The following is a 12657-nucleotide window of genomic DNA, read 5'->3' as shown; positions in this document are numbered from 1 at the left end:
ATGATAGCAACACAGTACAAAGGCGATAAAACATTTTCTGTAATAGAAAAAGAAATAGAAGCTCCTGCAAAAGGAGATGTTAGAATTAAAGTGGCATATGTGGGCGTTTGTGGTACAGATGTACATATTTATCATGGTATGATGGATAAACGTGTAAACATACCTGAGACCATTGGTCATGAAATGTCTGGGACCATAGACGCTATAGGTGAAGGTGTAAGCGGATTCAAAGTAGGCGATAAAATAGTGGTTAGACCGTTGGATGATAGAAAGGTGAAATCATCTGACAAGGGGTTCAACCATATTTGTGAAGAACTCAAGTTTATAGGTATTGATAGTCCGGGTGCAATGCAACAGTACTGGAACGTACCTGCATTTACACTTCATAAATTAAAAGAAGAAACAGACTTAAAATTGGCGGCATTGATAGAGCCTTTATCAGTAGCAGTGCATGATGTAAGAATGGGTGAATTAAAGGCAGGTGAGACCGCCGTGGTTTTGGGCGGTGGCCCAATAGGTCTTTTAGTTGCTTTGGTAGCCAAGGAAAAAGGGGCACAGGTAATTGTATCTGAAGTAAATGAAACAAGAATATCCAAGGCAAAAGAATTAGGTCTTGATGCTGTAAACCCTATAAAAACGGACTTAGTAGATTATGTAAAAAGCAAGACCGATGATAAAAGGGCAGATGTTGTATTCGAGGTTGCAGGAGTTCAACCTGCATTGGATATTATGACAGAGGTTGCCGGAATTAGAGGTAGAATTGTAATGGTAGCCATACATGGGCAAAAGAAAGAAGTAGACTTATTTAAATTCTTTTGGAAAGAACTTAAATTAATAGGGGCAAGAGTCTATGAAAAAGAGGACTATGAAAAGGCTATACGTTTAATTACGGCCAATGAATTGCCATTCAATGAAATGATTACGGACGTGCAACCGCTAAAGAACATACAAAGGGTATTTGAAAATATAGATAAAAACCCTGACGGACTAAAAGTCCTAATGGATTGTCAATCATAACTAAGAACTAAAACTTTAAAAGAAAATGGGAGTACTGGATAAATTCAGTTTAAAAGGTAAAACGGCATTGGTTACGGGTTGTAAGCGAGGCATAGGTAAAGCCATGGCGATAGGTCTTGCGGAGGCTGGTGCAAATATCATAGGCGTAAGTGCTACTTTAGAATCAAGCGGAAGCGATGTAGAAAAGGAAATAAAGGCACTGGGCAGAGATTTTAAAGCCTATGCGTGTGATTTTAGTGATAGAAAAGCACTGTATAGTTTTATTGCAGCCGTTAAAGGCGATTTTCCTGTAATAGATATTTTGGTAAACAATGCTGGAACCATATTAAGGGCGCCAGCCGTTGAACATTCAGACGAGTTATGGGATAAAGTGATAGAGGTAAACCAAAATGCACAATTCATTTTAACCAGGGAAATAGGAAAAGAAATGGTTGACCGTGGTGCAGGAAAAGTAATATTTACGGCATCGTTGTTAACTTACCAAGGTGGAATAACCGTGCCGGGCTATGCAGCCAGTAAGGGAGCGATCGGTCAATTGACCATGGCCTTTGCCAACGAATGGGCCGGTAGCGGAGTAAATGTCAACGCCATTGCACCGGGGTATATAAGTACTGATAATACAGAAGCCTTACGTAATAACGAAGAGCGGGCAAATTCTATTTTGGCTAGAATTCCGGCAGGACGATGGGGAGAACCAGAAGATTTTGCAGGTCCCGTGGTCTTTTTGGCTTCGGACGCGGCTGCATATATGAACGGAAGCATCACTCTGGTAGACGGAGGTTGGATGGGTAGATAATCACACTAAAAACAGAAAAATGGCATCAATAAAAGAATACCAAATGTTTATAGATGGATCTTGGGTTACTTCAACCTCTGGTGAAACCATCGATATTATAAATCCATCAACTGAGGAGGTTTACGCAAAGGTTCAAAATGGAACGGTTGCGGAAGCTGTACAAGCATTGGAAGCAGCCGAAAAGGCACAGAAAGAGTGGAAAAAAGTCCCTGCCAGAAAGAGAGCGGAACTTCTGTATAAATTTGCTGATGAAATAAAGGCGAATGCCGATAAATTGGCAGAGCTTTTAGTAAAGGAACAAGGTAAGTTGCTTAAAGTAGCTAAAATGGAAGTTGCGGTAACCGCTTCTTTTATAGAATATGCTTGTGAGGGTGCACGAAGAATTGAAGGTGATATCATTCCTTCAGATAACCCAAATGAACAAATTTGGATTCAAAAAATACCACGTGGAGTAGTAGTTGCCATAACGGCATGGAATTTCCCTTTGGCTTTGGCCGGAAGAAAAATTGGTCCGGCATTGGTAGCAGGAAATGCTATCGTGGTAAAACCGACTTCAGAAACTCCGCTAGCAACATTAGAGTTAGGGCACTTAGCTAAAAAAGTTGGTTTGCCAGATGGTTTGTTGAATATTATTACAGGACCGGGAAGAGCTATGGGTACTGCCTTGGTAGAAAACCCTTTAACCAAAATGGTGACTATGACAGGGTCTACTCCTGTAGGTCAACAAATAGCAAAAATGGCAGCACAGAACCTAACGCACGTACAATTGGAACTGGGTGGAAAGGCTCCGTTTATAGTGTTTGAAGATGCTGATATTGATGAAGCCGTAGATGCTGCCTTACATTCTAGATTCGATAACTGTGGCCAAGTATGTACTTGTAATGAACGTATGTATGTTCATGAAGATATTTACCATGAATTCATGAATAAATTTATTCAAAAGACCAAAGCGCTAAAAGTGGGTGATCCAATGTTGGAGGATTCAGATATGGGACCAAAGGTGAACAAAAGCGAATTGGAGCATATGGAGCATTTGGTCAAAGTGAGTTTAGATGAGGGTGCAACAATTGCCACTGGTGGTAAACGTTTGTCCGGTGGTGAATTTGATAAAGGATATTGGTTTGAACCAACGGTTTTGACCGATGTAACCCAAAATATGACCATTGTTCATGAAGAGTCATTTGGACCTATTTTACCTGTGTTGAAATTTAAGGATTTTGATGAGGTTGTAGGCTTTGCAAATGACTGTGAATATGGTTTGGCGGCAATGGTATTTACCAATGACATGAATAAGATCATGCGTTGCAATGATGAACTTGAATATGGTGAGATCTATGTGAATCGTGGTCATGGAGAACAGCACCAAGGTTTTCATAACGGGTATAAGTTAAGTGGCTCCGGTGGTGAAGACGGTAAATACGGATTTGAGCAGTATATGGAAAAGAAAACGTTTTACGTAAGACATAAGGCATAATGAGTACAAGAATAGCAAAAGTAGATTGTCAATTATTTAAGGTTCCTTTACCAGAAGTAATGAACGATGCCAAACACGGCGACCATACGCATTTTGAGCTTGTGACAACTACAATTACCTTGGAGGACGGTACTGAAGGCACTGGTTACACGTATACCGGCGGTAAAGGCGGGCACGCTACCAAAGCTATGGTAGAGCATGATTTTACCTCTTTTTTAATAGGTAAGGATGGTTCTAAAATTGAGGAGCTATATGAAGAAATGGAATGGCATATTCACTATGTAGGTAGAGGAGGTATTGCCTCTTTTGCCATTTCTACCATAGATATTGCCCTTTGGGATATTCGCTGTAAAAAAGCCGATAAACCTTTATATAAAATGGCCGGAGATGCAGACAATACCTGTAAGGCATATTGCGGTGGTATAGATCTTCAATTTCCTATTCCAAAGCTTTTGGATAATATGAGAACCTATTTGGATAGCGGGTTCAATGCCGTAAAGATTAAAATAGGAAGGGAAAATTTAGAAGAAGATTTAGAACGCATAAAAGCGGTACGTGAGTTTGTAGGTCCGGATGTTACATTTATGGTCGATGCCAATTATTCTATGACCGTAGACAAAGCGATAAAAGCTATTGAAGGCTTTAAAAAATATGATATTACCTGGTTTGAAGAACCGATTATACCTGATGATTATTTAGGATTTGGCGAAATTGTTGATCGTACCGGTTTTCCTTTGGCCATGGGTGAAAATTTACATACCATTCATGAATTTGAATATGCCTTTGCACAATCCAAACTATCCTTTATTCAACCGGATGCTTCTAACTGCGGTGGTGTAACAGGTTGGTTGAAAGTGGCAAAAATGGCGCAAGAACATCATATCCCGGTATGTAGTCATGGTATGCAAGAACTTCATGTAAGTCTTGTCTCTTCTCAACCCAATGCAGGTTGGTTAGAAGTGCATAGCTTTCCTATAGACCAGTATACACTACGTCCTTTAGTTGTGGAAAATCATAGAGCTGTAGCACCAGATACTCCGGGTACCGGCGTAGTGTTCAATTGGGAGAAATTAGCCCCTTACAAGAGCTAGGATTAACTGCGTTTAAGTGAGAGTTTTACTTGTTTTAACAATACTTTTATAAGCATGAACTATTACAAATACTTAACATGGAAGTAAATAAAAATTATATAATAAGAATAGCCGCCATTGTTGCACTGGGCGGCTTTATTCTTGGTTTTGATGCTTCCGTTATTTCTGGAACTTTAAAGTTTGTAGAACATGAATTCTCCCTTAACGATATTCAATTAGGTTGGCTGGTCAGTTCCATAACCTTGACTGCTGCGCTAGGCACTTTTATTGCGGGACCTTTAAGTGATAAAATAGGCAGAAGAAGCGTACTCAAATATGCCGCTTTATTATTTGCGGTCTCAGCGCTCTTTTCAGCATTTTCCACTACGTTTACTATGTTGATCATAGGCAGGTTAATAGGTGGTTTTTCTGTAGGTGCAGCTTTGATCATTGCTCCAATGTATATTGCAGAAGTAAGTCCGCCTGAGAAGAGAGGGCAAATGGTATCTTTTAATCAATTGAATATTGTCATTGGTATTTCGGCCGCATTTTTTACAAACTATCTAATCTTAAGATTGGGCGATAGCGATTATGGTTGGGTAAACACCATTAATTTAAAAAAATGGAATTGGCGTTGGATGCTTGGTTTAGAAGTGTTTCCCGCATTATTATATTATATAGGATTGTTTATTGTGCCGCAAAGCCCTAGATGGCTCTCCATGAAAGGTTCTTTAATAGAGGCAAGGCAAACGTTACAGAGGTTCGTGGGAGCAAATGAAGCAGCAAAACAAATGAAATCTATTGAAGAGAGTATTCTTCAAGAAGGTAAAAAAGAAAAGGTTCACTTCGGGGAGCTTTTTAAAAAGAACATACGCCTTGTAATACTGGTAGGCATTATTGTTGCCATATTTCAACAGCTGGTAGGTATAAATTCTGTGATGTTCTATGCACCCTTAATTTTTGAACAAACGGGCATTGGTACAGATGCATCGTTTTTACAAGCTATTTTAGTAGGATTGGTAAATTTGATATTTACTATCGTAGCCATGAAGATTATAGACAAATTAGGTAGGAAACCTATGTTGATTTACGGTATGATAGGTATGGCATCAGCAATGTTGATTCTAGCCTATGGTTTTAAGACTGCCACCTATATATTAGATGACAGCGCATTAACCGGGTTATCTAATGATGTGCCAATTGAAAAATTAAGGGCTTTGGAAGATCAAACCTTTACTTCAGATTTAGATTTTAAAGCCGCGCTTTCCAATGCCTTAGGTGATGATAAAGCCAAACAGTATGAAGCTATTTTGGTAACTGCCGCGGCAAAGATGAATTCGGTTCTTATTTTATGTGGTATTCTTTTATTTGTCTCTTTTTATGCAGTTTCCATAGGTCCTGTAATGTGGGTGCTTTTTTCAGAACTGTTCCCAAATCGAATTCGCGGGTTGGCAATTTCATTTGTAGGTTTGGTAAACCTTACATTTGCCTTTTTGGTTCAACTTGTTTTTCCTTGGCAATTATCTAATCTTGGTAATTCGTTGACCTTTTTGTTATACGCAATTTTTGCAATAATAGGTTTGTTGTTTATTGTTGCCAAGGTACCGGAAACAAAAGGGAAATCACTAGAAGAATTGGAAAAACTACTAGTGAAATCCACATGACATTTTTAAACGGTATCTATATTAATACTTTGTCTTGTCTTGTTTAGAAGCCCAATCATTAAAGACTTCAACGGCTTCTTCTTGAAGCATTTGCTTAAAATGAATTTGTCTGTCTTGCATTTCAACTTCTAGCTCATCATATATAAACTGGTCATCAAAATCTATAGCTTTTGCATCTGCCTTATCACAACCATAATATACTGTCTTTGGTCTAGCCCAATAAATGGCACCAAAGCACATCGGGCAAGGCTCGCAAGAAGTATAAATAATACAATCTGTTAATTGAAACGTATTCAGTTTTTTACAGGCATCTCTAATAACCACCATTTCTGCATGTGCAGTAGGGTCGTTCGTAGAAGTTACCTTATTATGGCCTTCGGCTATAATTTCTCCATCTTTTACAACTACGGCACCAAAGGGGCCGCCTGCATTTGAGTTCATTCCTTTTGCTGCCATTTCTATGGCTCTTCTCATAAAAAACTCGTGATCTTTCGTCATATTCTTTTCTTAATTTTAAATAGGGATGTAAAATTACAGGAATAATATGGTATTAACTTTAGTTTTCTACCGCATTTGAATATTAGTTCAGCGTATTGGATTTAGATTTTATTCTAAAACCACGCTCTTCTCCCAAATAAAGAGGATTACCGTGTTTCTCGGACCAAAATCCGTCTAGAACATCTTTGCTAAGGCACTGGTACACCACAACACCTTTGTAAATATTTTGGTCACCGCCAGTATAGCTGAAATTTATCACCAAAATATTGTTCTTAAAAAAACCTGTACCAGTCTGTTTCTGAGTATTATTAATGGTCCATTTTGCAATAATTCTATTATTACCATCAAGGGATAATAAAAGTAGACCTTTGTAATTGTACGATTCCTCATCTTGGTTGCTTCCTATAATAGAATACGAACCCACTAATTCTTCAATACTCATATGGCATTCAATTAAAAGGCGAAAGTATTGAAAATTTTATTTGAGGTCTCCATAAAGCGAAGCCTACCCTTTATATGTTCCGTTTATGTTTTAATATTCCTTTTCATTTAACATTAAACCTTCTATAATTTCAAGAGAGTTGTAGATTCTTCAGAAAAGAACAATCTTTAAACTTTAAATTAAACTGACAATGACCATGAAGAAAATAACCTTGTATTTTGTAATATTATTTTGGTGCGGATTTAACATCAAGGCACAAGAACAAGAGTATGGAAAAAATCAGCCCTATTCTTCTTATTGGTTTGTACACGAGCTTTTAGAATGGTCACCAGAAAATGATAGGGAAGCAAAGTTTAATGTAAGTAGTATTCCTTTGGCAGATCGGTTTTTAAATGATAGTACGGGTTTAGGAGAAAGTTCACCAAAAATTCCGGGTATTATAGCTTTAATGGCACCTCATACCACTAATTTTCATCCTTCTCAAGGGTTTACTTCGGTAAAACAATATGCTTTTCCATTTTGGCAATACATAGATTATTTTGTGCAATGGGGTGGCTCAGCAAACGAAGGTATTATTGTGCCACCAACAGCGTTCTGGACAGATGCTGCCCATAAAAACGGAGTAAAGAGTATAGGTACGGTGTTTTTTCCGCCCAACGTTTATGGCGGTAAGGAAAAGTGGGTGTATGAGTTTCTTGTAAAGAATGAGGATGGAAGCTTTCCCGTTGCCGATAAACTTATTGAAGTAGCTAAAGCATATAAATTTGATGGCTGGTTTATTAATCAAGAAACGTATGATTTAGTGGGTAATATGGGGGAACTCATGCAAGAGTTCATCACATATTATAGGGAACGATCAAATTTAAAATTGGTCTGGTACGATGCCATGATAGATGATTCACGCGTAATTTGGCAAGACGAATTAAACGAGCACAATCAAATGTATTTTCAAAATGGAGATACTAATATGTCTGATGTGTTTTTTATCAATTTTAGGTATCACGATGTTAATTTAGAAGATAGCAAAGTTCTGGCCAATAAACTGGGAAGAAGTGAGTGGGATCTGTTCGCGGGTATAGATGTACAGTCCAAAAGTTATAATACACCTGTAAAATGGGATGCACTATATAAGAACGGTAAACCTAATAATACATCTATAGGTATTTACTGGTCCAACTCTACCTTTGATATTTCTGAAAGTAAAATGCCAGAGGACGTATACCGTAATGAACAAAATTTTTGGAATGGTGGTTCAACTATAGAGACTAGGTTTGGCGAAAGTACTTGGCAAGGATTCTCCAATTATTTTGAACCACGAAGCGTAATTAATGAACTGCCTTTTAAATCTAATTTCAATTACGGACTTGGTAGTTTTTACAATGAGAAAGGAAAAACGGTTTCAAGAGAAGAATGGCATAATTTAAGTATTCAAGACGTATTGCCAACATGGCAATTTCAGGTAGATACTACCAAAGTTGAACCTACCATTAGTTTTGAGGATAGCTATTTTGGTGGTAGTAGCTTATTCTTAGAAGCGTACGAGAATGCAGAACTACCTTTGTACAAGACAAAAATAAGTTTAGAAAAGAACGTGAATTTTAGCGTTGTCGCTAAAACTATTGGTGATATAAGTTTAGAGTTTTATTGCCAATTATCTAACGGGGAGATTTTAACCAATGCGCTTAAAAATTCACTTTCCTGGAAGAAAAACAATTTTAGCATAACCGTTCGTAAAAACGTTCGTATAATTAAAATCGGAGTTAGAACTAGGGGCAAAGGTAGTGCGTATTTAGGCGAAGTTGCCATAAACTCCAAACGCGAACCATCACCAACTACATCTCAATTTCAGGTAAATGGATTTTTAAATGAAAACAATGCCGAATTGTATGTTCATTTTAAAACTTTAGATGCTCCTGTATATCATAATTTATACTTTATAAATGAAGAAAATGACAAAATTTGGTTAGGTAAAACACCCTCTAAAGATTTTTATATTTCAAAAATTCCTACAAAAAATAGAAAAATAAAAATTGAAGTGCAATCGGAGAGTTTTGGTGGTAAAAAAGGTGAAATCATTAAAAAAACCATTGACATTTCTAAATGATACCATTTGATTTTTTAAAGAGAAAATTGAATTTTTTAGACAGATGGGTAAAGCTATTATATTGAAGAAAAACGACTTAAGTTGGTGAACTTAAATTGTAAAAAATTACATCAATGTTAATAGTATGTTATTAGAAAAAAATGACTATGGCCAACTTTATTAAAAATAATTTATACAATTATTAGCTGAAGTAATTCTTTAAGCAAATCTAAATTTAGAATTTAAATTTATCAATATAAAACATTGATTTAAAGATATTTAGTTTGTGATTTGGAGAAGGTTGGCATTCTTCTATTTTTAGTTAAAATTGCAATTGTTGATAACCATGTTAAAAGCTTAACGAGGTAAATGTGAAAATAAGGTGATTAATTTTGGAACTTTACACCTCGCTTAATTAGTTCATCATTAACATTATTTTAACATGAAAATCACACAGGTCATAAAACGGGATTTTTCAACAAAACCCTTCCATTTACACAAAATTACAAATGCTATTTTAAAGGCTATGACAGCCGTTGAACATGGTGGTCCTGGTGAAGCTGAAATAATTTCCAATAATGTGCATTTAGCACTGTTAGAAAGAAAGAAATTAGACGATAATTATATTCCTACAGTAGAGGAGGTTCAAGATTTCGTTGAGAACAAGTTAATGGAAGGCGGTTACTTTGATGTTGCTAAGGGATATATTCTATATAGAAATGAGCAAGCACAGAAAAGAAAATCGAACATCTTTGAAAAGCGAGTGAATCTAAAACCATATGAATACCCTGCATTGTACGAATATGTATCGGCAATTAGACATTCATATTGGATACATACGGAATTTAACTTTACAAGTGACATTCAAGACTTTAAGACCGGCTTGAATGACATTGAAAGAAATGCCATAAAAAATGCGATGTTGGCCATTTCCCAAATTGAAGTTGCGGTTAAGAGCTTCTGGGGAGATATCTACCATAAGATGCCAAAACCAGAAATTGGTTCTGTAGGTGCAACGTTTGCAGAAAGTGAAGTAAGACATCATGATGCGTATTCTCATTTGTTGGAAATATTAGGTTTAAATGCAGAGTTCAAGAACTTGAAGAAGAAGCCTGTTATAATGAAAAGGGTTCATTATTTGGAAACGGCTCTTAAGAACTCTAAAAGCGAAGACAACAAAGAATATTCAGAATCAATTTTATTGTTCTCACTATTCATTGAGCACGTATCATTGTTCTCTCAGTTCTTGATTATCATGGCCTTTAATAAACATAAAAATATGTTTAAGGGTATCTCTAATGTTGTTGAGGCAACCTCAAAAGAGGAACAGATTCATGGCGATTTTGGTATTGATATTATCAATATTATAAAAGATGAGAATCCTACATGGTTTAATGTAGAATTTAATAGTACTGTTCAGGATATGTGTAAAGATGCATTCTTGGCCGAGAGTGATATTATAGATTGGATTTTTGAAGCAGGTGAAATAGATTTCCTTCCTAAAAATTTAATCAAGGAATTCATTAAAAAGAGATTTAATGATTCGATAGAAAGTATCGGAATCGAAAAAATATTTGAGGTAGACGAAGAATTATTATCTCAGACAGAATGGTTTGATGATGAGATAATCGGTACCAAACATGGCGATTTCTTCGTAAAGCGCTCCATCAACTATAGCAAAAGAACACAAAGTATAACCAGTGACGACTTATTTTAAATGAACGATTCAAAAATTAACTTAGAGACTAGCGTAAAGGAAGAAATTAAGCTGAATGGTTCTAATGAACTGGTACAAGCAAGAAAAGAAGCGCTTAAAAGTATAAAACAAGACAAAGAAGAAGGGTTTAAGTGGTTAAATCAAGATAGTCGTAACTTCTTGGCTTCTGGTTACTTAACTCCTGGAGTATCAGCCGAAACCCGTATTCGTGAAATTGCCGATAGAGCGGAGAAAATATTAGGTATGCCTGGTTTTTCAGATAAGTTCTATGGGTATATGAGTGAAGGTTTTTACTCATTGGCATCTCCGGTATGGTCAAATTTTGGAAAAGAAAGAGGATTGCCAATTAGCTGTTTTGGGTCTAATATAGCCGATGATATGGGTAACATTTTGTACACCCAATCTGAAGTAGGTATGATGTCAAAATTAGGTGGTGGTACCTCTGGTTACTTTGGTAATATTAGACATAGGGGAGCAGAAGTTAAAAATAATGGTAAAGCATCTGGTGCGGTACATATTATGCAGCTCTTTGAATCTATGGTAGATGTCGTAAGCCAAGGTTCTGTACGTAGAGGTCGTTTTTCTCCTTACTTACCGGTAGAACACGCTGATATTGAAGAGTTTTTGGAAATTGGTACTGAAGGTAACCCTATTCAAGAATTGACTCATGGCGTAACTGTTACGAATGAGTGGATGCAAGAAATGGTAGATGGTGACAATGAAAAACGTTCTATCTGGGCCAAAGTTTTACAGAGAAGAGGTGAAATGGGCTACCCGTATATCTTCTTTAAGGATAATGCCAACAATGGTGCTGCAGATGTATACCAAGAAAAAGGTCATAAGATTTATGCTAGTAACCTATGTACGGAGATTATGTTGCCATCTAGTGACGAGTGGTCTTTTGTATGTGTATTGTCTTCTGTAAACGTTCTTCACTACGATAAATGGAAAGATACAGATGCTGTAGAAACTATGGTATTCTTTTTAGATGCGGTAATTACGGAATTCTGTGAAAAATTAGAAGTATACCGCGATTCTGAAAATAGAGAAGATCGCCAAACCTTTTTGTTCATGGAACGCGCTTATAATTTTGCAAAAGATAACAGAGCGCTAGGTTTAGGAGTATTAGGTTGGCATTCATTATTGCAATCTAAAATGTTGCCTTTCAACAGTCAAGAAGCCTATAATCTAAATAGTGAGATATTTAAAACTATTAAGGAGAAATCTTATAGTGCTTCTGAAGAGTTGGCAGATAAATTTGGAGAGCCAAAGGTTTTAAAAGGTTTTGGAAGAAGAAATGCGACATTGAATGCAATTGCACCTACAACGTCATCTGCATTTATATTAGGTCAGGTTTCTCAAGGTATAGAACCAATTTGGTCAAATACATACGTAAAGGATATTGCCAAGGTGAAAACTACCATAAGAAATCCATTCTTAGTTGATCTTTTAGAGGAGAAAGGCATGAACACTACTGAGGTGTGGAGAAGCATACGTGATTTTGATGGATCTGTACAGCATTTAGATTTCCTTTCTGATTTGGAGAAAGATGTATTTAAGACCTATTCAGAAATTGACCAGATGGACATTATCTATCAAGCAGCAAATAGACAGAACCATATTGATCAAGGTCAATCCGTTAACATTATTGTTCATCCAGAAATGCCAGTTAAGGAAATCAATAAGATTCACGTAACAGCATGGAAATTAGGATTGAAGTCATTGTACTACCAACATAGTATGAATGCTGCCCAAAAATTCAAGCAAAAGAAAGATTGTGCTAGTTGTGAGGCATAAATAATTGTTCTAGAAATAGAATATACAGTTTAAGGTCCGGTGTTTTAGAGAACTAAAAAATTCTACTAAGGCACCGGCTTTTTTTATTAAACAGTTTGT

The 12657-nt window shown here is 36.5% G+C and carries 10 protein-coding genes; 8 read left to right on the top strand and 2 right to left on the bottom strand.

Going from position 1 to position 12657, the window contains the following annotated elements:
* The 5 genes from CSC80_RS17850 to CSC80_RS17830 all read left to right on the top strand — a co-directional run bounded on the left by CSC80_RS17850 (nt 1) and on the right by CSC80_RS17830 (nt 6021).
* Nucleotides 1-1017 carry an alcohol dehydrogenase catalytic domain-containing protein gene (locus tag CSC80_RS17850; RefSeq protein ID WP_099193281.1) on the top strand — a complete coding sequence of 339 codons (1017 nt, stop codon included), beginning with the start codon at nt 1-3 and terminating at the stop codon, nt 1015-1017.
* Between the two features lie 25 nt (nt 1018-1042).
* The gene (locus CSC80_RS17845; RefSeq protein WP_074674417.1) at nt 1043-1813 is read left to right on the top strand and encodes an SDR family oxidoreductase; all 771 of its coding nucleotides are present in this window, start codon (nt 1043-1045) and stop codon (nt 1811-1813) included.
* A gap of 19 nt (nt 1814-1832) precedes the next feature.
* On the top strand, nt 1833-3287 hold the full coding sequence (aldA, locus tag CSC80_RS17840; protein ID WP_099193280.1) for an aldehyde dehydrogenase: 1455 nt from the start codon (nt 1833-1835) through the stop codon (nt 3285-3287).
* A complete protein-coding gene (locus tag CSC80_RS17835) occupies nt 3287-4378 on the top strand; it encodes a mandelate racemase/muconate lactonizing enzyme family protein (RefSeq protein ID WP_099193279.1) in 1092 nt (363 codons plus the stop codon). Before aldA ends, CSC80_RS17835 begins: the two co-directional genes overlap by 1 nt.
* Nucleotides 4379-4446: 68 nt before the next feature.
* A complete protein-coding gene (locus CSC80_RS17830; RefSeq protein ID WP_262497253.1) occupies nt 4447-6021 on the top strand; it encodes a sugar porter family MFS transporter in 1575 nt (524 codons plus the stop codon).
* Nucleotides 6022-6042: 21 nt separating this feature from the next.
* On the opposite strand, the gene CSC80_RS17825 is transcribed toward CSC80_RS17830, so the two are convergent.
* Together CSC80_RS17825 and CSC80_RS17820 are read right to left on the bottom strand one after the other, a co-directional pair.
* Nucleotides 6043-6519 carry a nucleoside deaminase gene (locus tag CSC80_RS17825; RefSeq protein ID WP_099193277.1) on the bottom strand — a complete coding sequence of 159 codons (477 nt, stop codon included), beginning with the start codon at nt 6517-6519 and terminating at the stop codon, nt 6043-6045.
* 82 nt (nt 6520-6601) lie between these two features.
* Entirely contained in the window at nt 6602-6961 is a 360-nt protein-coding gene (locus tag CSC80_RS17820) for a hypothetical protein (RefSeq protein WP_099193276.1), read from the bottom strand.
* 196 nt (nt 6962-7157) lie between these two features.
* Between CSC80_RS17820 and CSC80_RS17815 the strand changes: the two genes are divergently transcribed.
* The 3 genes from CSC80_RS17815 (at nt 7158) to CSC80_RS17805 (ending at nt 12558) form a co-directional block, all read left to right on the top strand.
* Complete coding sequence (locus CSC80_RS17815; protein ID WP_180268636.1) at nt 7158-9065, top strand: hypothetical protein; 1908 nt, start codon at nt 7158-7160, stop codon at nt 9063-9065.
* Nucleotides 9066-9486: 421 nt separating this feature from the next.
* Nucleotides 9487-10761 (top strand): ribonucleotide-diphosphate reductase subunit beta, encoded by a 1275-nt coding sequence (locus CSC80_RS17810; protein WP_058105478.1) that lies wholly within the window; start codon nt 9487-9489, stop codon nt 10759-10761.
* Nucleotides 10762-12558: a ribonucleoside-diphosphate reductase subunit alpha gene (locus CSC80_RS17805; protein ID WP_071339823.1), complete on the top strand. Its 1797-nt coding sequence runs from the start codon at nt 10762-10764 to the stop codon at nt 12556-12558.
* Nucleotides 12559-12657: the final 99 nt, after the last annotated feature.

This window comes from Maribacter sp. 6B07 (genome assembly GCF_002700155.1).
Classification (GTDB): domain Bacteria; phylum Bacteroidota; class Bacteroidia; order Flavobacteriales; family Flavobacteriaceae; genus Maribacter; species Maribacter dokdonensis.
This window is presented reverse-complemented; position numbering and strand designations above follow the sequence as displayed.